This window comes from Rhodococcus sp. ARC_M5 (assembly GCF_022810405.1).
Taxonomy (GTDB): Bacteria; Actinomycetota; Actinomycetes; order Mycobacteriales; family Mycobacteriaceae; genus Rhodococcoides; species Rhodococcoides navarretei.
In genome coordinates, this window is the sequence record NZ_JALGQE010000002.1 from 301,751 (window position 1) to 326,228 (window position 24,478).

The 24,478-nt window shown below is 65.5% G+C and carries 26 protein-coding genes; 12 read left to right on the forward strand and 14 right to left on the reverse strand.

Features of this window, described 5'->3' with window-relative positions; genetic code table 11:
* Positions 1 to 149 precede the first annotated feature (149 nt).
* The 3 genes from MTX34_RS04870 to MTX34_RS04880 all read left to right on the forward strand — a co-directional run bounded on the left by MTX34_RS04870 (position 150) and on the right by MTX34_RS04880 (position 2,181).
* Positions 150 to 815: a hypothetical protein gene (locus MTX34_RS04870; RefSeq protein WP_243608634.1), complete on the forward strand. Its 666-nt coding sequence runs from the start codon at positions 150 to 152 to the stop codon at positions 813 to 815.
* Positions 812 to 1,585, forward strand: a complete 774-nt coding sequence (locus MTX34_RS04875; protein WP_243608635.1) for a site-2 protease family protein — start codon at positions 812 to 814, stop codon at positions 1,583 to 1,585. The genes MTX34_RS04870 and MTX34_RS04875 overlap by 4 nt, the downstream gene beginning before the upstream one ends.
* A gap of 128 nt (positions 1,586 to 1,713) precedes the next feature.
* On the forward strand, positions 1,714 to 2,181 hold the full coding sequence (locus MTX34_RS04880; RefSeq protein ID WP_243608636.1) for a pyridoxamine 5'-phosphate oxidase family protein: 468 nt from the start codon (positions 1,714 to 1,716) through the stop codon (positions 2,179 to 2,181).
* On the opposite strand, the gene MTX34_RS04885 is transcribed toward MTX34_RS04880, so the two are convergent.
* The 3 genes from MTX34_RS04885 to MTX34_RS04895 all read right to left on the reverse strand — a co-directional run bounded on the left by MTX34_RS04885 (position 2,171) and on the right by MTX34_RS04895 (position 4,728).
* Entirely contained in the window at positions 2,171 to 3,100 is a 930-nt protein-coding gene (locus tag MTX34_RS04885; protein WP_243608637.1) for a cation diffusion facilitator family transporter, read from the reverse strand. The two genes, MTX34_RS04880 and MTX34_RS04885, sit on opposite strands and share 11 nt — an antisense overlap.
* A 79-nt stretch (positions 3,101 to 3,179) precedes the next feature.
* Positions 3,180 to 4,247 (reverse strand): aromatic acid exporter family protein, encoded by a 1,068-nt coding sequence (locus MTX34_RS04890; RefSeq protein WP_374230263.1) that lies wholly within the window; start codon positions 4,245 to 4,247, stop codon positions 3,180 to 3,182.
* Positions 4,248 to 4,311: 64 nt separating this feature from the next.
* A complete protein-coding gene (locus tag MTX34_RS04895) occupies positions 4,312 to 4,728 on the reverse strand; it encodes a DUF3151 domain-containing protein (protein WP_032397398.1) in 417 nt (138 codons plus the stop codon).
* Positions 4,729 to 4,877: 149 nt separating this feature from the next.
* Between MTX34_RS04895 and MTX34_RS04900 the strand changes: the two genes are divergently transcribed.
* The gene (locus tag MTX34_RS04900; protein WP_243608638.1) at positions 4,878 to 5,708 is read left to right on the forward strand and encodes a hypothetical protein; all 831 of its coding nucleotides are present in this window, start codon (positions 4,878 to 4,880) and stop codon (positions 5,706 to 5,708) included.
* A 64-nt stretch (positions 5,709 to 5,772) separates the two neighbouring features.
* Here the strand turns inward: MTX34_RS04900 and fbaA are convergent, their stop codons facing one another.
* Entirely contained in the window at positions 5,773 to 6,813 is a 1,041-nt protein-coding gene (fbaA, locus tag MTX34_RS04905; protein ID WP_243608639.1) for a class II fructose-bisphosphate aldolase, read from the reverse strand.
* A gap of 276 nt (positions 6,814 to 7,089) precedes the next feature.
* Between fbaA and MTX34_RS04910 the strand changes: the two genes are divergently transcribed.
* The gene (locus tag MTX34_RS04910; protein ID WP_243594699.1) at positions 7,090 to 7,794 is read left to right on the forward strand and encodes a VTT domain-containing protein; all 705 of its coding nucleotides are present in this window, start codon (positions 7,090 to 7,092) and stop codon (positions 7,792 to 7,794) included.
* Positions 7,795 to 7,822: 28 nt separating this feature from the next.
* Positions 7,823 to 8,518 (forward strand): DedA family protein, encoded by a 696-nt coding sequence (locus MTX34_RS04915; protein WP_243594554.1) that lies wholly within the window; start codon positions 7,823 to 7,825, stop codon positions 8,516 to 8,518.
* Positions 8,519 to 8,540: 22 nt separating this feature from the next.
* Here MTX34_RS04915 and MTX34_RS04920 read toward each other — a convergent pair whose 3' ends face one another.
* The 4 genes from MTX34_RS04920 to MTX34_RS04935 form a co-directional block, all read right to left on the reverse strand.
* Positions 8,541 to 9,677 carry a glycoside hydrolase family 76 protein gene (locus MTX34_RS04920; protein WP_243594555.1) on the reverse strand — a complete coding sequence of 379 codons (1,137 nt, stop codon included), beginning with the start codon at positions 9,675 to 9,677 and terminating at the stop codon, positions 8,541 to 8,543.
* Between the two features lie 62 nt (positions 9,678 to 9,739).
* Positions 9,740 to 10,420, reverse strand: coding sequence for a TrmH family RNA methyltransferase (locus tag MTX34_RS04925; RefSeq protein WP_243608640.1), 681 nt, complete (start codon positions 10,418 to 10,420; stop codon positions 9,740 to 9,742).
* Positions 10,417 to 11,028, reverse strand: coding sequence for a DUF6636 domain-containing protein (locus MTX34_RS04930; RefSeq protein WP_243608641.1), 612 nt, complete (start codon positions 11,026 to 11,028; stop codon positions 10,417 to 10,419). The genes MTX34_RS04925 and MTX34_RS04930 overlap by 4 nt, the downstream gene beginning before the upstream one ends.
* 122 nt (positions 11,029 to 11,150) lie before the next feature.
* On the reverse strand, positions 11,151 to 11,939 hold the full coding sequence (locus MTX34_RS04935) for an SDR family oxidoreductase (protein ID WP_243608642.1): 789 nt from the start codon (positions 11,937 to 11,939) through the stop codon (positions 11,151 to 11,153).
* 88 nt (positions 11,940 to 12,027) lie between these two features.
* On the opposite strand from MTX34_RS04935, the gene MTX34_RS04940 reads away from it, so the two are divergent.
* Positions 12,028 to 12,480 (forward strand): DUF3592 domain-containing protein, encoded by a 453-nt coding sequence (locus MTX34_RS04940; protein ID WP_243608643.1) that lies wholly within the window; start codon positions 12,028 to 12,030, stop codon positions 12,478 to 12,480.
* Here the strand turns inward: MTX34_RS04940 and MTX34_RS04945 are convergent.
* Positions 12,451 to 13,071, reverse strand: coding sequence for a lysoplasmalogenase family protein (locus tag MTX34_RS04945; protein ID WP_243608644.1), 621 nt, complete (start codon positions 13,069 to 13,071; stop codon positions 12,451 to 12,453). The genes MTX34_RS04940 and MTX34_RS04945 overlap by 30 nt on opposite strands.
* Positions 13,072 to 13,215: 144 nt before the next feature.
* Here MTX34_RS04945 and MTX34_RS04950 point away from each other — a divergent pair, with 144 nt between their 5' ends.
* The 5 genes from MTX34_RS04950 to MTX34_RS04970 all read left to right on the forward strand — a co-directional run bounded on the left by MTX34_RS04950 (position 13,216) and on the right by MTX34_RS04970 (position 18,305).
* Positions 13,216 to 13,812, forward strand: a complete 597-nt coding sequence (locus MTX34_RS04950) for a hypothetical protein (protein ID WP_243608645.1) — start codon at positions 13,216 to 13,218, stop codon at positions 13,810 to 13,812.
* A gap of 72 nt (positions 13,813 to 13,884) precedes the next feature.
* Positions 13,885 to 14,346, forward strand: coding sequence for a MarR family transcriptional regulator (locus tag MTX34_RS04955; RefSeq protein WP_243594562.1), 462 nt, complete (start codon positions 13,885 to 13,887; stop codon positions 14,344 to 14,346).
* Positions 14,343 to 15,569, forward strand: a complete 1,227-nt coding sequence (locus MTX34_RS04960; RefSeq protein WP_243608646.1) for an MFS transporter — start codon at positions 14,343 to 14,345, stop codon at positions 15,567 to 15,569. The genes MTX34_RS04955 and MTX34_RS04960 overlap by 4 nt, the downstream gene beginning before the upstream one ends.
* Positions 15,570 to 15,844: 275 nt before the next feature.
* A complete protein-coding gene (locus MTX34_RS04965; RefSeq protein ID WP_243608647.1) occupies positions 15,845 to 17,710 on the forward strand; it encodes a hypothetical protein in 1,866 nt (621 codons plus the stop codon).
* A 97-nt stretch (positions 17,711 to 17,807) separates the two neighbouring features.
* The gene (locus MTX34_RS04970) at positions 17,808 to 18,305 is read left to right on the forward strand and encodes a class F sortase (RefSeq protein WP_243594565.1); all 498 of its coding nucleotides are present in this window, start codon (positions 17,808 to 17,810) and stop codon (positions 18,303 to 18,305) included.
* 21 nt (positions 18,306 to 18,326) lie between these two features.
* Here MTX34_RS04970 and pyrE read toward each other — a convergent pair whose 3' ends face one another.
* The 5 genes from pyrE to clpB form a co-directional block, all read right to left on the reverse strand.
* On the reverse strand, positions 18,327 to 18,875 hold the full coding sequence (gene pyrE, locus MTX34_RS04975; RefSeq protein WP_243594615.1) for an orotate phosphoribosyltransferase: 549 nt from the start codon (positions 18,873 to 18,875) through the stop codon (positions 18,327 to 18,329).
* A 96-nt stretch (positions 18,876 to 18,971) separates the two neighbouring features.
* A complete protein-coding gene (locus tag MTX34_RS04980; RefSeq protein WP_243608648.1) occupies positions 18,972 to 19,553 on the reverse strand; it encodes a LemA family protein in 582 nt (193 codons plus the stop codon).
* Positions 19,554 to 19,610: 57 nt separating this feature from the next.
* Positions 19,611 to 20,627 carry a hypothetical protein gene (locus tag MTX34_RS04985; RefSeq protein WP_374638893.1) on the reverse strand — a complete coding sequence of 339 codons (1,017 nt, stop codon included), beginning with the start codon at positions 20,625 to 20,627 and terminating at the stop codon, positions 19,611 to 19,613.
* A 94-nt stretch (positions 20,628 to 20,721) separates the two neighbouring features.
* Positions 20,722 to 21,690 carry a DUF5666 domain-containing protein gene (locus MTX34_RS04990; protein ID WP_243608650.1) on the reverse strand — a complete coding sequence of 323 codons (969 nt, stop codon included), beginning with the start codon at positions 21,688 to 21,690 and terminating at the stop codon, positions 20,722 to 20,724.
* Between the two features lie 91 nt (positions 21,691 to 21,781).
* Positions 21,782 to 24,328: an ATP-dependent chaperone ClpB gene (clpB, locus tag MTX34_RS04995; protein WP_243608651.1), complete on the reverse strand. Its 2,547-nt coding sequence runs from the start codon at positions 24,326 to 24,328 to the stop codon at positions 21,782 to 21,784.
* Positions 24,329 to 24,478: the final 150 nt, after the last annotated feature.

Below are 24,478 nucleotides of genomic sequence, written 5' to 3' on the forward strand. Positions count from 1 at the left end.
GAACGCAGCAGTCACCATTTGTCGCAGGCGCGACAGTGGCCGGGAGAACAGTCTAGCCGAGGCGGTGAGCTGGCCCGCATGCCGCTACGGTGGAGCCGAAACGAGGGCACTATGGTCGTTCGAGGGTTCACCGAAGATCTAGGAGCGCCGTGACACCGTTCGTTCTGCACTGCGGTAACCCGCCGCTGCCGATCACGCTGACCGACGTCCCGTTGCGCAACGCCGATGCCGTACCGACCGACGACGACTGCAGCGCGATCTTCGCCGACATCGAAGACGCTCCCGCACCCCGCATCATCGTGCTGGGCGACGACGCCTCGCTCGCTGCTGTGCTGACCAGACTGATGCGCACCGATCGCCTCCACGTCGAGGTCGCGTTCGTGCCGGACACCGCGACCAACGCAGCCCACATCTACAAGCTCGGCACCGGATCCCGCGCCGCGAAAGTCGCGCTGACCGGGAAAGCGTCGAGCACGCCCCTCATTCGCGACGACGCGGGCAAGGCCGTCGTCGGTCGAGCGTTCCTCGGCGGCGCGGGCGGTGAAGAACTCGAGGGCGAGGCCTACGTCGACGACACTCGCTTGTTCTCCGGGGTCGTACCCGGCGTCGAGGTGGCACCGACTCCTGAGCTGCCGGGTCTGCGTGCGCGCGTGATCAGCCGTCGACGCCTGCTACCTCGCCGCTGGGTGAGCGGACGCGCGATGCAGCTCGGCTCCCCCGCCGCAGACCTGATGCGCGACGGCATCGCCGGCGACAGAACAGTGAAGAGGTCGACGTTCTACCGTCACCACCAGGAGTGGTTGCTGGTCCGATGACCGTTCCGTTGCGCCGCAGTCCCGTGCTGCCCAGCCCGGTGTTCGTGGCCGTTCTCGCCGTCGCCGGAGTGGGCGGTGCCCTCGCATGGACGGCCGAGGACGTCACATCCCTCACCGCACGCCTCGGTGTGTTCGTGTTGGTCCTCGCCGGCTGGATCGCCTCGGTGTGCCTGCACGAGTTCGGTCACGCGTACACCGCTTTTCGGGCCGGCGACCGGGAAGTCGAGCTCCGCGGCTACCTGACGCTCAACCCGCTGAAGTACACCCACCCGTTGCTCTCGATCGTGCTGCCGGTGTTGTTCATCGCGATCGGCGGGATCGGGCTGCCCGGCGGAGCTGTGTACCTCCGGACCGGTCAGTTCTCCGCGTCGACGCAGCGGCGCATCGCCCTCGCCGGACCGTTCGCCAATGCCGTGCTCGCCGTGATTCTCCTGATCGTCATTCGCATGTTCGGCACCGACGGCACCCATCAGGCCTTCTGGTACGGGCTCAGCTTCCTGGCATTCCTGCAGATCATGGCCACGATCCTGAACCTGATTCCGGTACCGGGACTCGATGGATACGCCGCACTGGAGCCCTCGCTCTCGCCTGCCACCCGCGCATCGCTGAACCAGTTCAAGGGTTACGGAATCCTCGTTCTCGTCGCGTTGCTGTTCGTGCCCGCAGTCAACTCCGCGTTCTTCGGGGCCATCTATACCCTGTTCGGGCTGTCCGGTGTGCCCGAGTTCTTCGCCGGCAACGGCAACTACCTGATGCGGTTCTGGCTGTAACTGTCGCTTCGTGCGGACACCGCGGGAAAGACTGCACGATATCGACCGCGATCGACGGGATTCCGTCGCTTCCGAAAAGTTGTGTGCAGTGTTTCCCGACTGTCGGTACCGGGTCGCATAATTCCGCCATGACGACGTGGAACGAGTTCTCGACAACCGCCCCGAACCTGGCCTCGGCGGTACACGCCAGATTCACCGCCAACAAGCACCATGTTCTCGCGACACTGAGAGCGGACGGCTCACCGCGCGTGAGCGGAACCGAAGTGGAATTCGCCGCCGGCGGTGTGCTGCGCCTCGGTTCGATGCTCGGGGCCGTCAAAGCGCGAGATCTGCAGCGCGACGGCCGGTTCGCGCTGCACAGCAACCCGGGGCACCATTCGATGGAGGGCGGAGATGCGAAGATCAGCGGAGTAGCCGTCGAGATCACCGATCCTGCTGTGCTGCAACCGATATTCGACGCATCACCGGGCGAGCTGGTGCCGTATCACGTGTTCGACCTCGACATCACCGAGGTCGTGCTGACATCGCTGGTGGACGATCACATGCAGATCGACGTGTGGCGTCCGGGCTCCGAGGTACGCACCGTCACCAGGTGAGCTCTTCTTTGCAGGTCCGCCCGTGAGCCGCCGGTTCGACCTGCACCGTGGCGTGGTCGAGGCCGTAGGTGGACAGCAACGACCTGGCCCGGTCGAGCACCATCGACGACGACCCCTCGCACTCGAGGTGCACTGTGGCCACGTCCATTCCGGTGGTCAGCGTCCACACGTGCAGGTCGTGAACTCCCGTCACACCCGGTAGAGCGCTCAAGTCGCCGGTCAACGCGTCCACGTCGACGTCCGCCGGACTCGCCTGCGTGAGAATGCGCAGCGCCGAGCCGGCGAGCTTGATTGCACGCGGGATCACCCAGAGGGAGATCAGAACGCCGACGACGATGTCTGCCCAGGTCCACCCGAACACGACCATCAGCACGCCGGCCACGAGCACACCGACACTGCCGACCGCATCGGCCAGAACTTCCATGTATGCACCGCGGACGGCCAGGGAATCCTTGGCGTCACCGCGAATGAGCAGCATGACGACGATATTGGCGGCGAGACCGGCCGACGCGGTGAGAATGAGTGGCACGCCAGGTATTTCGGGAGCGTCGCCGATGCGTGAGATCGCCTCGTACATGATGAATGCCGCAACGCCGAGTAGCAGAACGGCATTCGCGATGGCCGTCAATACCTCTGCCCGATGCCAGCCGAATGTTCTTGCCGCTACGGCACTTCCCTTGCGGGCGAGCATCAGGGCGATCAGACCCATCGACATGCCGAGTACATCGGTGAGCATGTGGCCAGCATCGGCCAGCAGGCCGAGCGAGCCGATTGCCACGGCGACGGTGGCCTCGACGACGAGGAACACCACCAGAATCGCCAGCGCGATGACCATCTTGCGCACGCGGGATCGGGGCGGCCCCGCACCTGCGGGCGAGTGACCGCCCACGCCGTGACTGTGCCCGTGACCCGCGCCCATGACTCCCCCTGGTGACCGATGTCGACTTCCGGAAGTCACCATATGCGTACATACGCATATATGCAATGGTGTGTTCGGCTCACAACTCCGGTGGGACGTGCGGGTGCTTCACCGTCGGCGGCAGCGTCGCCAACGCAGAAATACGCTTGAGGCCCGCGACCTGCAGCAAGTCGACGATGATCGACCGCAACTGCGCCAGGACCACCGTCGCCGACAGACCGGCGTTCGAGATCAGCTCCGGCTTGGCACCGGCCGCAACCGATCGCAACACTCGTGCCGCCTCTGCCGCATCCGGCTTCTGCCCCGGGTCGGCGAGAATCATCTGCCGCAGCACCTCGACCGCATGCGCCAACTTCTCCACCTCGTCGACGACGCGCGGATCGAGGATCTCGTCGTCGCGCACCAACGTCAGCGACCGTCGCGCGAGCACGCGGATGTTGCGGACGGCGTTGTCGATCGGATCGGCCGTGGCCGCGAGCGCCGCCAGACGATTGCGGTGATTCCAGTACATCGGCGAAATTCGCGCGATCTCCCGACCGCCCTTGAGATCGGTACGCAGAGCATCGATACCCGATTGCGTCGCACGCGCCTTGCGCAACGCCTCCTCGATCGGTTTGGGATCGTTCGCCACCAAACCGTCCGCCACCTTCTGCAACACACTCGCAGCCGTCGCCAACACGCTCGCCGCATCCTTGCGGGCCCGCCAGACCGGATGTGTCGGGATCAACGCCACGATCGCGATGCCCACCAGACCGCCGACCAACGCGTCGACCATGCGGTTGGGGCCACCCATGTTGCCGGGCGGAATGAGTGTCGCCACCAGCACAGCGGACGACCCGGCCTGCATCGCGATGATCGGCCCGCCGTCGAGGAACACCGCAGCCGACATGGCCAACACGACCACAAGCGCGATCTGCCACGGCCCACTGCCGATCAGCGAGATGAGCAGATCTCCGACGCCGATGCCCACCGTCACTCCGACGACGAGCTCGGCCGATCTGCGCAGCCGAGCACCGAGCGAGACGCCGAGGGAGACCACCGCTGCGATCGGCGCGAAGAACGGGCTCTCGTGGCCGACGATGTCCGTCGCGACGAACCACGCCACACCTGCCGCCAATGCGCACTGAATGATCGGCAGCAGCGACAACTTCAGCCGAGCAGTGCCCGACTTCAGCCGGGTCCGGCCCCGCGCCCGGCTGGCGCGGGTTCGATCAGCCCAGGCCGAGCGCTTCTGCTGCCTTGGGGTCACAGTCTTCGAGGAGGTCGAGGCAGCGGGCGTACTCGTCGTGCTCGTTGATGTCGCGGGCCGCCTTGGCGAGGACTGCGACGCATCGGAGGAATCCGCGGTTGGGCTCATGGCTGTACGGGACCGGCCCGAATCCCTTCCATCCATTACGACGCAACTGGTCCAGGCCTCGGTGGTAGCCGGTACGCGCGTAGGCGTACGCAGTGATGGTGGCACCCGACTCGAGCGCGGCCTCGGCCAGATAGGCCCACGCGATGGACGCCGTCGGATGTGCAGCCGCGACCGTTTCGGGAGCCTCGTGGTTCAGCAGCGCGGATTCGGCCTCGTCGTCGCCGGGCAACAGTGTGGGTTGGGGTCCGAGCAGATCACCGAAAGAAGTCATGGCGCTCATTGTGCCCCTACGTCACCGAATCGTGTCCGAACACCCCCGGAACGCTCGCGCTGGGCCGCGGACACGGTCGATAGGCTGCCAGCTGACGAAATCGAGAACATGTGGGTTTTCGGAAGAATTCGGTGAACGAGGGAGAACGCATGCCGGACGAGAAGAAGAAGGCGCCCTCCGAGGCCGACGCAGCCACCGAGAAGATCGATCTGGGCAAGAAGAAACAGGCCGACCAGACCGCAGGAACCCCCGCCGAGGATGCGGCAACCGAGAAGATGGACGCGGTGCCTGCCGACGCCACCCCGGACCGGGGAACCGAGCCGACCGCACAATCGCCGGTGGAACCATCCGCGAGGCCGACCGCGGCACCGCGTCGCATCCCGCCGAGAAACCCGTCGAACGCGCCGACGAAAGCTGTTGCGCCGGAGAAGAAAGCGCCTGCAGCTGTGCCGCAGCCGGTCGGCCCGCGAAAGATCGAGCCGCAGCAGGCCGGGCCCAAGCAGGTCGGTCCCCAGCGCGTCGGGCCGTCGCCGACAGAGTCCGGCAAGCCGAGTCACAAGAAGTGGTGGGCAGCGCTGATAGGTGCTGTTGTCGTGATCGCGGCAGTGGCCGCCGGTGCGTACGTGCTGATCGACCGCACGAGCGTCGAGGACTCCCCTGAGGCCCGGATCAGGACGACCGTCGAGACGTTCACCCGAGCATTGGCCGGCGGCGACCTCGCGACGCTGCGCAGCACCTCGTGCGGTGATCTGGCGGCCTTCTACCGAGATATCCCGGACGCCGAATTCGCCGACGTTCATCGTGTCTCGCTGGAGCAGGGCAACATACCGACCCTCGACAGCATCGACGCCATCCAGGTCGGCGACGACACCACCGCGATCGCCCAGGTGATCGCGCACACCGATGCCAACCCGAACGATCGATCGCCGCGCACTTTCGACCTGCGCCTCGAAGGCGATCAGTGGAAGGTGTGCAGCTGACGCTGCATGTGCACGGAACTTCGTAGCCCACTACGAAGTTCCGTTCACATGCGGCGAAGCCGCTCTATCCCGCGGAAACGCTGCGACCTGCGGACTTGAGGTCGTTGCAGGCCTCGACGACGCGGGCCGTCATGCCGGCCTCTGCCTTCTTGAGGTAGCTGCGCGGGTCGTAGGTCTTCTTGTTTCCGACCTCGCCGTCGATCTTGAGCACACCGTCGTAGTTGGAGAAGAAGTGTCCGGCGATGGGGCGGCTGAACGCGTACTGGGTGTCGGTGTCGACGTTCATCTTCACCGTTCCGTATTCCAGCGCCTCTTCGATCTCGCTCTTCGCCGAGCCGGATCCGCCGTGGAAGACGAAGTCGAACGGCTTGGAACCCGAGGCCAGACCCAGCTTCTCCGACGCGACCCGCTGGCCGTCTGCCAGCACCGACGGCTTCAGCTTGACGTTGCCCGGCTTGTAGACGCCGTGCACGTTGCCGAACGTCGCCGCCAGCAGGTAGCGCGAGCCGGCGTCGCCGGCACCGAGGGCCTCGACGGTCTTGAGGAAGTCCTCGTTCGACGTGTACAGCTTGTCGTTGATCTCGGCCTCGACGCCGTCTTCCTCGCCGCCGACGACACCGATTTCGATCTCCAGGATGATCTTCGCCGCCGCCGCGCGGGCCAGCAGGTCCTTGGCGATCTCCAGGTTCTCGTCGATCGGAACGGCCGAGCCGTCCCACATGTGCGACTGGAACAGCGGGTTCTTGCCGGCGTCGACGCGTTCCTGCGAGATCGCGAGAAGCGGACGCACGTAGGTGTCCAGCTTGTCCTTGGGGCAGTGGTCGGTGTGCAGAGCGATGGTGACGTCGTACTCGGCGGCTACGACGTGCGCGAACTCGGCGAGTGCGACAGCGCCCGTGACCATGCTCTTGATACCGAGTCCGGATCCGAACTCGGCTCCGCCGGTCGAGAACTGAATGATGCCGTCGCTACCCGCGTCGGCGAAGCCCTTGATGGCGGCGTTGATGGACTCGGAACCCACACAGTTGATTGCCGGAAAGGCGAACTTGTGTTCCTTCGCCCGGCCCAGCATCTCGGCGTAGACCTCGGGAGTTGCGATAGGCACGGCGTCATTCCTCCATTGAAAAGTTCGATTGTGTCCAGTGCAGTATGGCAACCCCCGGGCTCGGTGTCGTGCGTACCCGCATCCCCGAGGTCGTTCCGCTGGCTCCACTCCCGCATCCCCGAGGTCGTTCCGATGGCTCCACTCCCGCATCCCCGAGGTTGTTCCGCTGGGAGAACACGCCATCGCATTCACAGCCGCACCTCATCATCTGTTCAGGACTTACGAGTTTCGGCCGGTAGTGTGGGCGCGGTGAGTCTCCTAGCTGCCTCGGACACGATGACGACGAACCTGGCTCTGTTGCCCGGATTCCTCGACCCGGTGAACCTGCTCAACTCCTTCGGTCATTGGGTGTTGATCGGGCTGCTGCTGGTGGTCTTCATCGAGTCGGGGTTGCTCTTCCCGCTGCTCCCGGGCGATTCCCTGCTGTTCACGGCGGGGTTGATCGCGGCCTCGAAGTCCACCGAGATCGAGCCGTTCGCGTCGATCTGGACTCTCGTCATACTGATCCCGATCGCGGCCATCCTCGGCGATCAGGTCGGCTATCTCATCGGCACGAAGGGTGGCGCTGCCCTCTTCAAGAGCAACGATTCGCGATTCTTCAAGAAGAAGTACATCGACGAATCGCACATATTCTTCGAGAAGCACGGCCCGATCACCATCATCCTGGCCCGCTTCGTGCCGATCGTGCGCACGTTCGCGCCGGTCGTCGCCGGTGCGTCGCACATGAAGTACTCGCTGTTCCTCACCTACAACGTCGTCGGCGGCGTCCTCTGGGGCGCGGGCGTGACGGTGCTGGGGTACCTGCTCGGGCAGATCGCGTTCATCCGTGACCACGTCGACATCATCTTCCTCCTCATCGTCGCCGTCTCCGTCCTCCCGATCGTCATCGAGGTCGGCAAGCGCATGGTCAAGGCCCGCAAGACTCCACTCGGGGAGGCCACCGACGTGATCGAGGCACACTCCCCGGAAACCAAGTCCTGATCGAGATCTTCCGAAAGTGATCGAGTCCATGTCGTCGATTACCACTGCGCTGCCGAGCGTGTCCGTTCAGGCGGTCGGCAGTTTCGGTCCGCTGGAGACGGCAGGCCCGCTCGTCGTGTGGATCATCGTGATGACGTTCGTGTTCATCGAATGCGCGGTGATCATCGGGTTGTTCCTGCCCGGGGATTCGATGCTGATCACGGCCGGAATCGTGATGGCGACCCATGCGTCGGGCACCGGTCACATCTGGGCGCTGTCGCTCGGTGCGATGGTCGCTGCCATCGCAGGCAACCAGGTGGGGTACTCGATCGGTCACCGAACCGGCTCGACGCTGGTGGCCCGCAAGAACGGCAAGTACCTCAACACCAAGAACCTGCACAAGGTCAATCTCCTGCTCGAGAAGCACGGCTTCTGGGCGGTGCTGGTCGCGCGGTGGATTCCCTGGGTGCGCACCCTGTGCCCGCTGGTCGCGGGTGCCGCGAAGATGGATCACCGCAAGTACACGATCGCCAGCACCCTCGGTGCCATCATCTGGGCTCCGGTGCTGCTACTGATCGGGTTCTACTTCGGCTCGTTCATCCAGGGAATCCCGTGGCTGATGCCCGCCGTCCTGATCAGCATGGTCGTGCTGCTGGTCGTCGGAACCGGACTCGGTATCTGGCAGTACCGCAAGGAAATGGCCCGACCCGAAGAGACCATCGAGGTCGAAGAGGTACTCGAGTAGGCGGTCCGGGTATCCGGCTGTTCTAGAAGCCGGCAGCTGCGACGCGGTAGGCCGCTTCCATGAGCATCCAGCCACCGAGTTGCACCGAGAGGTCGCGCTCGGGCACATCGGACGGTCGGACGGTTCCCTCGGTGAACGTGGCGATGTGCAGGCCTTGCCCCGGGAAACGGGCCTCGCGGGTCCAGTCGGCTCCGAACAGCGGGTTGTCCTCCACTTCGAGGCGGTTCTCCCACGCCGACTCGGCGGAGTTCAGCACGATCGCCGCTGCGAGTTCGCGTGCTCGATCGTCGGCGTCCGAGTCTCCGGGTAGCTCCACCGCGACCATCGCCAGGTAGCGCGCGAGGATGGGGTTGAACAGGCCGCCGTCTCCCCCACCGCCGCCGGTGATGACGAGGTTGCGGGTCAGGTGATTGTCGACGGCGTCGACCAGAGCATGGACTCGCTCGGCGTGCCTGGGTTCGCCGAGTCGAACGGCGAGTTCGGTCTCGAGGCCCAACGTGACGCCCTGGCAGTAGCTGTATACGGCGCGTTCCATCTCACCGGGCTTTCCGGCGTCGACGAGTGCGCGGGTGGAGTGCATCCCGTCGAGAATCAGCCCCGTGCGCTCGTCTTTGAGGGTGCGGTCCATCCAGTCGGCCATCTCTTGGGCACGCCACAGCCGACCGGTACGCGCCAGCATGATCGCGGCCGGACCGTTGGCGGGTGCGTTGTAGAAGTCGGACTTCTTGCGCCACGGAATGCCACCACCCTCGGCCGGGGCCCAGGCGTCGAACAACTCCGTCTCGATCTGCTGGATGCCGCCGCGATTGCCGACGAAGTGCTGCCGCTGCGCGCGTTCGAGCGCCAACCCGAGCCACGCCATGTCGTCGTAGTAGTTGTTGGTCCAGCCGGTGACGTTGCGGGTTCGGTGCGCTCGGGTGATCTTGTTCAATCGCCGACGGCGCTTGGCCGTGAGGTCGCGATCTGCGGCGTCGACCGCGCAGTCGAGCAGGTGGGCCTGCCACCAGTAGTGCCAGCGTAGGAACGCCCGTTCCTTGCGAATCGGTGGCCAGGCGACGACACCCAACGTCGTACCCGGTAGCCCCCACAGCCGACGCATGTGCCGTGCGACGACGGCCCCCTCCGCAGCGTCCGCACGCTGCGACCACAACTCTTGCATACGGACAATCCTGCCACTACCGTTGCCGATTCGTTACATCCCGCCCCGGAATCGATGCGGGCTCACCACGCAGCGCCCAGGTCCGCGTGCCGCCGAATCCACGAGTGCATGGCAATTCCGGCGGCAACACCGGCATTGATGCTGCGAGTGGAACCGAATTGGGCGATCGATACCGTCATCGACGCCGAGTCGCGGGCACTGTCGGTGACGCCCGGTCCTTCCTGGCCGAAGAGCAGCAAGCAATGGCGCGGCAACTCCGCCGTCTCGATCGGCACCGACCCGGGGGTGTTGTCGACGGCAACGACCACGAGGCCCGCGTCCGCCGCGAACGCCATCAGTTCCTCCACCGAATCGTGGTGATGGATGTGCTGGTAACGATCGGTGACCATCGCGCCGCGGCGGTTCCATCGACGCCGCCCGACGATGTGTACCGACTGTGCCGCGAAGGCATTCGCGGTGCGCACCACCGTGCCGATGTTGGCGTCGTTGGTGAAGTTCTCGATGGCCACGTGCAGCGAATGCCGTCGGGTGTCGATGTCGGCGACGATCGCCTCGCGTCGCCAGTAGCGATATGCGTCGACGACGTTGCGGCGGTCACCGCCGGCGAGCAGTTCCGGATCCAAGCGCGGATCGTCGGGTGGCGGTTCTGCGTGGGTGTCGGCCCACGGTCCGACGCCGTGGGGGTGCTCGCCCCACTCGGTGGGTCCTGCGTCCTCCGGCACAGAGTTGCTGTCGCCGCTCAATAGACTTCGTTGCTGTCCGGTGCGATGCGGAAGCCGTGTCCGGTCGCATCGTCGACGCACGAGATGCCGTTCTCCGCGGACGTGCAGGTGAACCCGTTTCCGGCGATGGTCGCACCCACCGCCAGCGGTGGATCGATCGTGTCCCCACCCGAGGTGTACACCACGCCGCCGGAGCACATGAACGCCGCCGGACCGTCGTTGGTGACACGAATTCCGTTGCCCCAGTTGATCATGCAATCCTCGGGCTTCGGCGGAACCGGAGTGGTGGTGCCCTGGCACCCGGCTTCGGTGCGGGTGGACAGCGGCACGATGCCGCACTGGAACAGACCGTCGGGAGAACTGAAGTAGTACGCGCCGCCGATGGGGGCGTACGTCGTCTGCGGTTCCGCGGTGGGCGGCGGAGGCTCGACCGGAGGCGGTGGCGGCGGGAGCGCTTCTTCCGTGGTCGTCGCCGGCGCAGAGGTCGTGGTTGCCGTCGTGGTTGTCGGCGCGAGGGTGGTGGCCGACGCAGGCGACGGGGGCTGGGCAGCGGACTCACTGCTGCACCCGGTGAGAACGAGCGCCGTACCGGCCCCGATCACCACCAACCAGGCTCGAAACGTACCCATGTGCCGTGCTCTGCTCGAACCCCACGTACTCAGCATGAAAAAAACCCGACCCACCTTCCGACACCGATCACTCCGACGACCGACGATACCGGCGCACCGCCGGCATCGTTCGGCGAGAGGTTCTAGGTGTGGCTCAGGCGCCGGTTGACCTCACGAGTGAGCCAAGCGGGCGAGAATCGTGACCCGAGCGAGAGCGCCTTGGACGGCAGGCCGACCGGGAAATGCACCTTGTGCAACCGACGCTTCACCGGACGGGTCGCGTCGAAGATCGCGTCGGACACATCCTTGACGGTGAGCTTGATACCCAACGAGCTCGTCGTGCCCGTCGAGACACCCTGGGTCATCGCTGTCTGGACGAAAAGCGGCCACATGGCCTTGACCGCGATGTCGTACTTGCTCCACTCGAGATCCAATGCCTCGGTGATGCCGCGCACCGCGAACTTGGACGCGCCGTAGGTCACCAACTCGGGCTGACCGTAGATGGCCGACGCCGAGCACAGGTTGACGACCTGAGCACCGGCCGTGTCCCTCAAATACGGGAAGGCGGCGTGAGTGCCGTAGATGACGCCGTTGAAGTTGATGTCGATCTGACGACGGTGCACCGACAGCGGCATGTCCTCGAAGGCACCCGCGGCGAGAATTCCGGCGTTGTTGATCAGAATGTCGAGTCGACCGTCGCCCTCCCCGACGAACTCCTTCAACCGGGTTTCCCACTGGTCGGAGTCGGTTACATCCAAGGTGCCGGTAACCACGCACCCGCTGAGCGAAGCAGCTTCCTTGCCGAGCGATGCCAAGCCGGTCTCGTCGATGTCGTACGCACCGACGAGGTAGCCGTTAGCAGCGAACTTGAGAGCAGTTGCGCGGCCGATGCCGGCTGCAGCGCCTGAAATGAAGACAGTTGGTCGAGTCACATCGATCACCGTACATGTAACCCTACTTACCGGTAACCCCTATCGTCGAATATCGATCAGTCGCTTTCAGCGACCCAGGAGCACCGAAGTGAACAACACGAGAATCGTCCGATCCGTCGTCTTCGTGACGATCGGTTATGCAATCGTGCTGGCGATCTGGATAGGTTGGCTGATGAAGCGAACTCCCCCCGGGACGCTTCCCTACCAGCTGGCGGCCCTGGTCGCCGGGTTCGGCGCAGCACTCGGCCTGGCAATGATGATCGCCGGACGACCCACGCGTGAGCAGAAGGAATTGATCGAACACGGCGTCGAGGGATGGGCAACGGTGGATGCCATCCGCCGCATCGACGACGACACCGCCGAACTGGACCTCGAATTCACCGTGCCCGGGTCGGGCAGCTACTTCGGCAAGATCGTCTACGACATCCCGCAGTCGGACACCTCGCGATTCGAGCCGGGCACGGTCATCGCCGTCCGCGTCGACCCCGCCCATCGTGAGCGGGTGCTGCTGCTACCCCGAAGCCAAGGCCTCGACGAGTAACACCTGCGCCGCCACATAGGTCGACAGAACCACCGCCTCCGCAGCACGGCGCCGACGGTCCTCGGTCAGAAACAGTCGCCTGAACACGATCAGGGCGTCGGACACGGTGAACAGAACGCCGCCGATCACCAGCCTCCGATCACCGCCGCGCGAGACGGAACGAGCAGACAGCGTCGACGTGGTCGCGAGCACTGCACCGTATGCCGTCAGGGTCGACGCCACCGCGGGCTGACGCCTGGCCAGTAGCGCCGCCGCTGCAGCCCACCCTGCGTACCGCGGAATCGCGTCGATCAGCGCCGGACGCGCACCCCGACGCACCAGCAGATACGTGTAGGTGCACTGCATCATCGCGAACGCACGGGCACCCCATTCCAGGGCGGAATCGTCGTCGGGGTCGATCAACAGAACATCGCCGACGGTGGCAGCCGCGAGACCGGCCAACAGCACCCGATCCCTGGCCGGATCGAGCCCGCAGGCCAGCGCAGGACCGATCAGAGGCTTGGCGATGCGCTGCAACGGCATCGAACCCGTCCACGCACCGACCGCCGTGACCCCGCCTGCAACCAGCGCGGCGACGCGAGCACGCCGCATCCGATCACTCTTCAACTTCGCCACCTCCACAGCCCATCACGACGACCGTCACATGTGACGCTGACCCCTATCGCTTGATACTCGCAGGTCGCGTCGGCATCGTGGAACGGTCGGTCGGATCATTTCGAGGCAGTGGGGACCATCATGCGCCGCAAACTCACCGGGCAGCACCGTTCGGGACGCGCCGACCTCGCCGGCTACCCCAATCCCCTGCTCCGTGACTGCGATGTCCGCCAGGCGCGCATCAAGCACTGGGTCACCACACTGCTGATCGTCATGATTCCGGTGTCCCTGTGGATCGGGCTCGGTACCCACGCCGATCAGCAACAACGACTGGAGGATCAGCGCGGCTCGATCCACCAGGTCACAGCGACCACCACGGACATTGCAGAAGTTGCACCGGTCTCGTCGACCGAGTTCGGCGCGTCCGGCGCTGCTGCGACCGCCGTCGACTCGCGGTGGGTCTACCGGGGCGTCGAACACACCGGACGCGTCAGCGTCGACACCGGTTCTCCGGTCGGAACCACCACCCCGATCTGGGTCGACGACAGTGGCGACCTGAGCGTGCGGCCGCTGACATCGTCCGATGTCGTCGCCGCATCCATCTTCGGTGCCGTCGGTAGCTGGGTGCTGATGGCGACCCTTCTCGTCGGCACCTATCTGCTGATGCGTTTCCGCTACGACCTCAGGCGCGATGCCGAATGGGATCGTGACATCGCCGATCTCCTCCGCCAGCACTGACTGCTCCCGTGTCACTCGTCGGGCTCACGCTCGCCGTTGCGATAGATAGTTAGTGTATGTAACAATAAATCGGTGAGCCACTCCGACGAAGACATCAGGGACCTCCTCTCGCAGCTGGTCACCAGTTCGTCGCGCTTCGTCCGATTGGCCGCCCGGTTCGGCAGCGACGAATGGCCGCGAGCATGGATGCGAGCCCTGTCGTTGCTCGAGGAGTATCAGCCGCTGCGGATCAGCACCTTCGCCGAGCTCGACCGATGCTCCCAACCATCGGCGACGGCGTTGCTCGCCAAGCTGAGCAACGCCGACCTCGTCACCAGACGATCCGACCCGGACGACTCACGCGCCGTGCTCGTCGAGATGACCGAGGCCGGCCATCGTTGGCTCGCCGACGGTCGACGCCACCTCGTCGACGGACTGGTCCCCTACCTGTCCGACCGCGACCCAGAACAGATCCAGAAACTGACCGACGGCTTGAGCGAGCTTCGCAGCATCCTCGAACCCGTCGATCACGGAATGAGAGGAACTCTTTCGTGACCGCCAACACCTCCTCCGACAGTCTCCTGAAGCAACCGCGTGCGGTGTGGGCTGTCGCGTTCGCCAGCGTCATCGCCTTCATGGGCATCGGCCTCGTGGACCCCATCCTCAAACCCATCGGCGAACAGTTGAATGCCTCGCCGTCTCAGGTGTCACTGCTGTTCACCAGCTACATGCTCGTCACCGGCGTCGCGATGCTGATCACCGGAGTGGTGTCCAGCCGCTTCGGCCCGAAGCGCACATTGCTGGTCGGCCTGGCGATCATCGTCGTCTTCGCAGCCCTGGCAGGCACATCCGGATCGGTCGGCGAGATCATCGGTTTCCGCGCAGGCTGGGGACTGGGCAATGCGCTGTTCATCGCCACGGCGCTCTCGACCATCGTCGGCGCGGCGTCCGGCGGCGTTGCACGCGCGATCATCCTCTACGAGGCCGCGCTGGGTATCGGTATCGCGACCGGTCCCCTCGTCGGCGGCGTCCTGGGCGGGTTCAGCTGGCGTGGACCGTTCTTCGGCGTCGCCGCCCTGATGGCCGTCGCGTTCATTCTGCTCATCGTCATGCTCCCGGACACTCCGAAGCCCGCGCACACCACCTCGATCCTCGATCCGTTCCGAGCCCTTCGGCATCGCGGTCTGCTCACCGTCGGTATCACCGCGTTGCTCTACAACTACGGGTTCTTCACCCTGCTCGCCTACACACCCTTCCCCCTGGACATGGGCACGTACTCGATCGGCTTCATCTTCTTCGGCTGGGGTCTCTGCCTGGCTGTGGCGTCGGTGTTCATCGCACCGAAGCTGCAGCGAGCCTTCGGAACGCTGAACATGATGATGCTGGCGCTGCTGCTGTTCGCCGTCGACCTGGGCGTCATGGCGATGTTCACCGAGAACAAGACCGTTCTGATCGTGGGAACCGTCGTGGCCGGGTTGTTCCTCGGCGTCAACAACACCCTGATCACCGAGACCGTCATGATCTCGGCACCGGTCGAGCGGTCGACAGCGTCGGCGGCCTACAGCTTCGTTCGTTTCACCGGCGGAGCCGCGGCTCCCTACCTGGCCGGCAAACTGGGCGAGTCGAACATGCACGTTCCGTTCTGGGTGGGTGCCGCCTGCACCGCCCTTGCCATCGTGGTACTCGCGACCGGCCGGAAGGTGCTCGCCCACGTCGACGATCACGAACCTGCACCTCACAGCATCGACGAGGCCCGCGCGGTGACGGTCGGCGACTGAATTCCGCTCATCAGAAAGGGTTTTCACGACGGCTGAGATGGGTGCATCTCGGCCGTCGACCCATGTCGACATCCCCTCCAGTCACATGCGTCTCATCAGTAACACTTTCATAACCAATTCTCAGGTAAAGCCTTCAGGGGTTCCCGAGACCGGCCGGTTGGTTTACGGTCCAGTCATCACAGTTGTTCGTGTGACTCACCAACTACACCCGTTCCGCGTGGGAGGACGGGTGCGTGCAGCACGATGCTGCCACTGACCGAAGGGCCACAATCTCCATGTCGCAGAAGTCGATCGCCAGGTCCAAGAAGGCGCGCCTCGCCGCTGCCGGGGCCGCCATGGCACTGTCCCTCTCCATCGCCGCACCGGGAATTGCCAGTGCGCAGGAGCAGCCCAACACACCGGACAGCTCCGAAGAACAGCAGCAGCCGGCCACCGAAGGCGGTCCCGAATCCGGAGCTCCGACCGAAGAAGAGGGCTCAGGTGCCGAAGGATCCGGCACCGCCGAAGGTCAAGTCGACGCCTCCGTCGACGGGGAAATCGAAGCACCGGTCCCGTCGGTGACGCCGGAAGATGCCGCCGCAGCCGCCGCAGCCGCCGTACCGGCCCCCGAAGCCCCCTCGGCCGTTCGCCCCCTGCCTCAGATCGTTCCCGGCATCGTCATGAACGACGACGGCACCGCGACGGTCAACCTCGACATCATCCCGCAGCTCTCCGACGCCGAAAAGAAGGCAATTGCCGACGCGGAAGCAGAAAGCAAGCTCGCCGCTGAAGCATCTGCCGCCGCTCAGGTACGCCTCGACACAGCCAAGGCCGCCGACACTGCCGCGAGTAGCGACGCCACCAAGGCCGAGGTTGCCGCCGCCGAAGCCGATGTCAAGGCAAAGGCTGCCGTCACGGCGGCTGCGACAGCCAAAGTTCAGAGCCAGGCTGCAAGCGCTGCGGTCACCGCAGCCAAGAACACCGCAGCCGAGCTGCAGACCGCGGCGGACGAGTCCAAGGCCGCAGCCGATCAGGCGGCAGCCGATGCCGAGACAGCAGAAGAGCTGGCCGTCGAGCTCGAGGCCGCAGCCGTCTCGGGTGATCCCGAAGCTACTGCCGAAGCCGAGGCGGCCCGCGCGGACGCCGACGCGAAGGCCGAACTTGCCGCTACCGCCAGGGTCGAGGCCGACGCGTCGAACAAGGCCCTCGCGGATTCCGTTACCGCCGTTCAGGATTCGTTCAAGAACTTCAACCTCGCCAAGGTGACCGCTGCAGTTCGCGCTGCCGCTGCCACTGCCGCGAAGTCGCTGGCACTGAACGTCGAAGCACAGACTGCAGCCGCAGTAGCCGCAATGGCCGAGCAGAATGCCGTGAACCTCGAAGCCGCAGCCGAGGCTGCCGCAGGCGAGGAGACCGAATCCGAGAAGGCCGCAGCCGACGCCCGAACCGCAGCAGATGCGGCCAAGGCAGACGCCGACGCCAAGGCGGAAGCGGCAACCGCAGCCCAGGCTGCCCTCGACGCCGCGCCGTCGGATGCCGACATCGCAGACCTCGAGCAGGCCGCAGCCGACGCCGCACAGGCAGTCGTGGACTCCGACGCCGCAGTTCTGGCCGCCGATGCAGATCTTCAGGCCAAGACCGACGCCGTCACCGCGGCCAAGGAGAAGGCCACCGCCGCAGCAGCCGCAATGAAGAACGCTCAGGATGAAGCAACTGCTGCAAAGGCCACCGCCGACGAGAAGGCCAAGGCAGAAGCCGATCTGAAGGCCGAAGCAGCCGAATTGGCCGCGAGCGGACCGAAGTTCAGCTGGACCATCAACCTCGGTGGCACCGTGAAGGAAGACGTTCCCGTCACTCAGGTCGACGACACCACCGTTGTCGTCGACAAGACCGGCGTCTCCCTCGTCGGCGTCAAGAACGAGGACGGATCGTTCACCGTCGCGGATTACTTCACCACCGACGAGAACGGCGTCGTCAGCGTTGCCGGCGAACTGCCGCCGGTCGATCTCGCTCTCGGCGATTCTTCCGACGAGGCGTCGGGCGGGTCGGACAGCTCGTCCAACACTCCGGTGATTCTCGCCGGAGTCGGCGTGGTCGTGGTCGCGGCAGCAGGCGGAGCGTTCTACCTGCGTCGTCGCAGCTCCACCGATGCCACCTCGTAACACCCGCTGGCTGTGGTCGGCGATCCTGACCTTCGTTCTCCTCGTATCAGGTTGCGCGAGTGACGAAGTCGGGGTCGCCGCACCAGATCGCTCGCCGGTGCAGTCACAGATCTCTGCGGCTGCCCCGGCGAGCGACGTCGCTCCCGCTCAGCCCGAGTACATCGAGCTCCGATCCTCGGACGGCACGACCTATCTGAGCAGCCCCATCCATCCCGACCCGCTCTACCGCGGCGGCGAGAGCGGCCAGGTACTGAACCCGGTGGACGAGCTACCGGCCTGGTGGGCCGAGAGCGGCATGCCGGGAACCTCCACCGAACAGACGGTAGTGGTTGCCGGACACAACTATTCGAAACGCGACGCCCCGTTCAAGGCGTTGCGGGTAGTGGCGCAGGGCGACACCGTCGTGCTGCGAACACCGAGCGGCACCCTGGAGTACGCGGTCGAGTCGGTGGGTCCGCTACCGAAGGGATCGCTGTTGGCCGACAACGAACTACGACGTTCGGTGCCCGGGCGATTGATCTTGGCCAACTGTGACGTTCAGGGCGGCGAACCCACCGACGACAACTTCGTGGTCGTCGCGCAACTCGTTCGCTGACGGGCTCTTTCGCAACCGGGGCTACAAGCCGAGGTCCGCCAAGCCGAGCAGGGATCGATATTCGAGTCCCTCGGCGGCGATGACCTCGTCCGCTCCGGTCGCCCGGTCCACCACCGTGGCCACTCCGACGACCGTCGCGCCTGCGTCCCGCAATGCTGCGACAGCCGTGAGCGGCGAATTGCCGGTCGTCGTCGTATCTTCCACCACCAGAACACGTTTGCCGACGATGTCCGGTCCCTCGATCTGACGCTGCATGCCGTGCGCCTTGGCGGCCTTGCGCACCACGAATGCATCGATCGGACGCCCCTGGGCATGCATGATCGACATCGCCACCGGATCTGCCCCCATCGTCAGACCGCCGACCGACACGAAATCCCAGTCGGCAACCAGATCACGCATCAACGAGCCGATCAGCGCACCCGCCCGATGATGCAGAGTCGCCCGACGCAGATCCACGTAGTAGTCGGCTTCCTTGCCCGACGACAACGTGACCTTCCCATGCACGACGGCAAGCTCTTTCACCAGATCGGCCAGCTCCTGCCGGTCCGCATTCACGGCATGCTCGGCCATGTTCGGGTTCCTCTCGTCTCACCACAGAGTCGGGCGGGTCGATACGAACTTACCCACCGACGTGTTGCGCCGCTCCCGCGGCATGGGCGGTGTCGACTACACGGCGACGTTCGCGGACGGCTGCTCGTCCTGTACTTCCTTCGTCTCCACGAACGGTTCCGGGGCGGTCAGCGAGCGAGACTTGGCGACGAGCGAGGACGGGAAGCTTCCGACCGCCTGCGACAGGCGGTATGCGTTGTCGTTGTACACGCGCACCGCGCCGGCGATGCGGCGTTCGGTGACGTTCAGTTCTCCGGCCGGGCCCTGGAACGCCCAATTGCCCAACGCAGTTCGACGCGCATCGGCGTCGGCGAGCACGGCATGAAAGGCGGCGGACAGCGCGTTCTCGGCGGCGGCCTGCGCTTGTAGACCCAGTCCGCGCTCGCGCACGGCCTTCGACCACGAACGTGCACCGCCGAGCTGACGAAGCAGATCACCGGACAATTCGGTGGTCTCCGCGGCGGCAAGGAACGGGCCGAGCTGCTCGTGACGTCGCTCCACTTCGACATCGACCAGCCGCAGACTCTGTTCGGTCTGCTCGCCGTACCGACCGAGTCGACGCACCACGATGGCCATGTACCCGACCACCAGCACGATGAGCACCAGAACTGCCGCAACCACACCCGAGGAAACCGTCACAGGGTACGAATTTAGCCGCGTAAGCGCTTCTGCGCCCGTAAACACGCCCGAAGGACATCAGGGCTGATTGCGTCGGCGCTCCGAGTCGAACGGAATGGGGCGTGCCACGGGCGGACGCGGAACTGGACGCGACGCATCGGCCGATCGTGCCGCCTGCGGACCGGCCGCATCGGGCCTGGGCGGACGAGGCCGACGACCCGGCTCCTGTGGGCGGGGCTCCTGAACACGGGGTTCGGGGACCCGAGGTGGCTGAACGCGTGGCTCCGGTGTTCGGGGTGCAGGCGTCCCCGGCTCGGGGCTGCGCTGCTCCGGACCGCGCACGGCCTGGATGCGCGGTTCGGACACCCGAGGCTGCTGATCCTGCGGCATACGTGCCTGCTGAGCACGCGTTTCGTGCACCAGTGGCCTGCCGGGATCGCTTCGATCGCGGCCGGGCTCGCCGCCGCCTGCGCGAGCGCCGTAGACCGCACTTCCGCGGACGGGAGGCAGTACGTGCAGCATGCCCGACAGGCGCGCGACCGCGTCGATCGCAGCATCCCAATCGCGGCCCGAACTGTTCAGTGGCAGAGATCCCAGAGTCCAGTCCTGCTCGCTCCACAACAGCTGTAGATTCGCCGGGATCGACTCGGTGAATGCGGCCATCCGCTGGTCGCACACACGACGAGCGATATCGACGTCGGTTGCGAACACCACGCGCGGGCCGATGGAACCGAGCAGTTCCATGTCCTCGTCGCGGGGCGGTGGCGTCGAGCGGGGCCGCAGATCGATGTCGACATCGGAACCGACCGAGCGCTGCACGGCCACGATGGTCCCCGTCTCCTCGACGTCGAAGAGTACGAACTCCTCACCGCGTCGAACACCGGTGACCACGCCGAGAGCGACGTCGAATTCGGGCTTGGACAGGGCCGCCCGGGAAAACCGAGTGACGAGGTCTCGATCGTGCGATCGATACTCGTACCCTTGCGCTTTGGCCCACATCTGCCGCAGCCGCCCGGATTGATCTCGCTTGGACCTGTCGATGTAGAGCAGGGCCACTGCACCTATCAGTGCAATCGCCGCCAGGCCGAACCACATTGCCGTCATCGCGCACCACCTTAATCGACATCCACGCCGTCACTGCCCACCACCGCCGGGTCCTGTGAACGATCACTGGAACAACCCGAGTTGCTCATCCGCCCAAACTCGGAGTTTCGATGACGACGTTCGCGCGAATAGTCCCGTCCTCGACGGGCTCGCCCTGCACCACGACGAAACCGCCGACGGGCAGCGACGCCAGATCGCTACCGGACAACGAAATTATCTGGGTCTGGGGTGTGGTCTGCACCGTGACCTGAGCGCCGTCGAGGCCGTCGAGTGTCAGGGTCGAACCGTCGTTCGCGGTGATCGTCCCGGCCGACGAACCGAGCTGACCGAGTATCTCGGGAATGCCCCCTGGAATCAGCTCGGGCGTGGTGGCGGCACCCGACTCGGTGGGCTGCGGGGTGGTCGTGGGCGCGCTGGACGTGGGTGGCCTGATCGGCGTCGATGTCGAAGGACCGGTGGCAGTGGTGCTGGGCTCGTCCGATCCCCCGCTCAGGAACGAAATTCCGAAGACCACGACGATGGCGAGGACGACGAGTCCGATCAACGCCAGCACCCACGGCCGGGGACCCTTGCTGCCCGCGTCGGCGGAGTTCGGTTCCCCCGGGGGCGGCGGTGCCCCGTACTGCGGGGGCTGTCCGAATTGTTGAGTGTGGCCGAACTGCTGAGTGTCGTATCCCGGTGCCTGGCCGTACTGCTGTGCCTGGCCGTACTGCTGTGCCTGGCCGTACTGCTGGGTCTGGCCGTAGGCCTGGTTCGCTGCCGCCTGCTGATCGGGGTCGTAGGGCGGAAGTGCCTGCGTGGGGTGATAGCCCTGCGGGTAGGCCGGTGGATCTGGATTTCCCTGCGGCGGGTACTGGTAAGCCTGGGTGGGATACGCCTCCGTCGGCTGAGCATCCGGATACTGCTGGGCATCCGGATACTGCTGGGCGTCCGGATATTGCTGAGCTCCGAGGTACGGCTGACCGTGGTCCTGGGTCGGCTCGGATGACTCCGCCTGGCGTGCCGCGTCCTGATCGCGTTCTCGAGGTGATCGCGGGTCGTCCGGATTCGTCATTCCACGAGGGTACCTACCCGGTAGACCGCTGGTGACGACACAGAAAGGGCCCGCACGAGCAGTGCTCGTGCGGGCCCGTCTCGTAGACCGGTCACCCCAGGATCAGGCGTTCGCCGTCCGGGCTCGAGTTGACCGACACCACGTCGCCGTCGTGCACATCCCCGGCGAGCAGCAGCTTCGCCAGTTGATCGCCGATGGCCTGCTGGATCAGTCGCCGCAGCGGGCGGGCGCCGTAGAGCGGGTCGTAGCCCCTGGCCGCGAGCCACATCTTCGCCGGCGACGACACCTCCAGCGTCAGACGTCGAGCGGCAAGACGCTTGGTGAGGAAGCCGAGCTGGATGTCCACGATCGACTCGAGCTGGTCCTCGGACAAGGCGTCGAACACCACCACGTCGTCGAGACGGTTGACGAACTCGGGCTTGAACGAACGCCGCACCGCGTCCATCACCTGTTCCTTGGTGCCACCGGCACCGAGGTTGGAGGTGAGGATCAGGATCGTGTTGCGGAAGTCGACGGTCCGGCCCTGGCCGTCGGTGAGCCGGCCTTCGTCCAGCACTGCGAGCAGGATGTCGAACACGTCCGGGTGCGCTTTCTCGACCTCGTCGAAGAGCACCACGGTGTACGGCCGCCTGCGTACCGCCTCGGTCAACTGTCCACCGGCCTCGTAGCCGACGTACCCCGGAGGCGCACCGACCAGACGAGCGACGGCATGCTTCTCGCTGTACTCGCTCATGTCGATGCGCACCATCGCGCGTTCGTCGTCGAAGAGGAACTCCGCCAACGCTTTTGCGAGCTCGGTCTTACCGACTCCGGTGGGTCCGAGGAACAGGAACGATCCCGTCGGACGGTTGGGATCGGCCACCCCGGCGCGGGAGCGTCGGACGGCGTCGGACACCGCTTGTACTGCGTCCTTCTGTCCGACGACTCGCTTGCCGAGCTCGTCCTCCATGCGGAGCAGCTTGGCGGTCTCACCTTCGAGCATCCGGCCCGCCGGAATTCCGGTCCAGGCCGCGACGACGTCGGCGACATCGTCCGGGCCCACTTCTTCCTTGAGCATCACGTCGCCCTGAGCAGGCGATGCCTCGGTCTTGGCGGCGAGCTCCTTCTCCAGAGTCGGGATACGTCCGTAGCGCAGCTCGGCGGCCCGACCCAGATCGCCATCACGTTCGGCACGGTCGGATTCGCCGCGCAAGTTCTCGAGCTCCTCCTTCAGTACCCGCACCGAGTCGATGGCGTTCTTCTCGTTCTGCCAGCGTGTGCTGAGTCCGGCGAGCTTCTCCTGCAGATCGGCCAGCTCCTGGCGAAGCTTGTCGAGCCGAGCCTTCGACGCGTCGTCGGTCTCCTTCGCCAGGGCCATCTCCTCGATTTCGAGGCGACGGACGGCGCGTTCGACCTCGTCGATCTCGACGGGGCGTGAGTCGATCTCCATGCGCAGACGGGACGCCGCCTCGTCGACGAGGTCGATGGCCTTGTCCGGCAGGAACCGGGCGGTGATGTACCGATCGCTCAGGGTTGCCGCGGCGACCAGGGCGGAGTCCGTGATCCGGACGCCGTGGTGCACCTCGTAGCGCTCCTTGAGTCCGCGGAGAATGCCGACCGTGTCCTCGACCGAGGGCTCACCGACGTACACCTGCTGGAAGCGCCGTTCGAGCGCGGCGTCCTTCTCGATGTACTTGCGGTACTCCTCGAGGGTCGTCGCACCGACCAGACGCAGTTCACCACGGGCGAGCATCGGCTTGATCATGTTGCCCGCGTCCATCGCGGATTCGCCGGTCGCGCCGGCTCCCACGATGGTGTGCAGCTCGTCGATGAACGTGATGACCTGACCGGCGGAGTTCTTGATGTCGTCGAGCACGGCTTTGAGCCGCTCCTCGAACTCGCCACGGAACTTCGCTCCGGCGACCATCGAACCGAGATCGAGCGAGACGACGGTCTTGCCGCGCAGGCTTTCCGGGACGTCACCGGCGATGACGCGCTGGGCGAGCCCTTCGACGATCGCCGTCTTGCCGACGCCGGGCTCACCGATGAGCACCGGATTGTTCTTGGTGCGCCGCGACAGGACCTGCACGACGCGCCTGATCTCGGTGTCACGTCCGATGACGGGATCGAGCTTGCCTTCTCGGGCCAGCGCGGTCAGGTCGGTGCTGTACTTCTCCAGCGCCTGGTAGGTGTTCTCGGGATCTGCGCTGGTGACCCGGGCGCTGCCACGGACGGCCTGGAAGGCGTCGCGCAGCTCGTTGGGTCCGGCTCCATGGCCGGTCAGGAGCTTGGCGACGTCGTCGCTTCCGGTCGCAAGCCCCACCATGATGTGTTCGGTGGAGACGAACTCGTCGTCGAGTTCGGTGGCCAGGTGCTGCGCAGCGGTGATCGCGGCGAGGGTTTCACGGCCGAGTTGCGGAGTGGTGGTCGAGCCGGATGCCGAGGGCAGGCGGTCGACGAGGTTCTGCGCTTCTCGACGCACCGTTGCAGGGTCGACGCCGACGGCCTTCAGCAAGGGTGTGGCGATGCCGTCGGTCTGATCGAGCAACGCCACCAACAAATGTGCCGGACGGATATCCGGGTTGCCGGCCGCGGATGCGGCCTGCAGAGCAGACGACAGTGCAGCCTGCGACTTCGTGGTGGGAGTGAAACTGTCCACCGGTCACCTTCTTTCTCGAATGGTTCTTGCGTGTCGCTCGGTACAACCATAGACAAGTTGAGTCTGTTCCGCTCAACCTTGACTTTCTCGAGCGCGTTTTGTGCAGCTCTGGCTGGGCAAAATAAGCACGACGGTGAAGCCCTCTCGCGC

What these genes read in the sequence shown, in the direction of transcription:
- MTX34_RS04920 (WP_243594555.1), bottom strand. Translation starts at nt 9,677, where the DNA reads ATGCAAGAGTTGTGGTCGCAGCGTGCGGACGCTGCGGAGGGGGCCGTC.
- pyrE (WP_243594615.1), bottom strand. Translation starts at nt 18,875, where the DNA reads ATGGCCGAGCATGCCGTGAATGCGGACCGGCAGGAGCTGGCCGATCTG.
- MTX34_RS04950 (WP_243608645.1), top strand. Translation starts at nt 13,216, where the DNA reads ATGCGCCGCAAACTCACCGGGCAGCACCGTTCGGGACGCGCCGACCTC.
- MTX34_RS04915 (WP_243594554.1), top strand. Translation starts at nt 7,823, where the DNA reads ATGTCGTCGATTACCACTGCGCTGCCGAGCGTGTCCGTTCAGGCGGTC.
- MTX34_RS04895 (WP_032397398.1), bottom strand. Translation starts at nt 4,728, where the DNA reads ATGACTTCTTTCGGTGATCTGCTCGGACCCCAACCCACACTGTTGCCC.
- MTX34_RS04875 (WP_243608635.1), top strand. Translation starts at nt 812, where the DNA reads ATGACCGTTCCGTTGCGCCGCAGTCCCGTGCTGCCCAGCCCGGTGTTC.
- MTX34_RS04930 (WP_243608641.1), bottom strand. Translation starts at nt 11,028, where the DNA reads ATGGGTACGTTTCGAGCCTGGTTGGTGGTGATCGGGGCCGGTACGGCG.
- MTX34_RS04945 (WP_243608644.1), bottom strand. Translation starts at nt 13,071, where the DNA reads ATGCGGCGTGCTCGCGTCGCCGCGCTGGTTGCAGGCGGGGTCACGGCG.
- MTX34_RS04965 (WP_243608647.1), top strand. Translation starts at nt 15,845, where the DNA reads ATGTCGCAGAAGTCGATCGCCAGGTCCAAGAAGGCGCGCCTCGCCGCT.
- MTX34_RS04985 (WP_374638893.1), bottom strand. Translation starts at nt 20,627, where the DNA reads ATGTGGTTCGGCCTGGCGGCGATTGCACTGATAGGTGCAGTGGCCCTG.
- MTX34_RS04990 (WP_243608650.1), bottom strand. Translation starts at nt 21,690, where the DNA reads ATGACGAATCCGGACGACCCGCGATCACCTCGAGAACGCGATCAGGAC.
- MTX34_RS04885 (WP_243608637.1), bottom strand. Translation starts at nt 3,100, where the DNA reads ATGGGCGCGGGTCACGGGCACAGTCACGGCGTGGGCGGTCACTCGCCC.
- MTX34_RS04900 (WP_243608638.1), top strand. Translation starts at nt 4,878, where the DNA reads ATGCCGGACGAGAAGAAGAAGGCGCCCTCCGAGGCCGACGCAGCCACC.
- MTX34_RS04880 (WP_243608636.1), top strand. Translation starts at nt 1,714, where the DNA reads ATGACGACGTGGAACGAGTTCTCGACAACCGCCCCGAACCTGGCCTCG.
- MTX34_RS04910 (WP_243594699.1), top strand. Translation starts at nt 7,090, where the DNA reads ATGACGACGAACCTGGCTCTGTTGCCCGGATTCCTCGACCCGGTGAAC.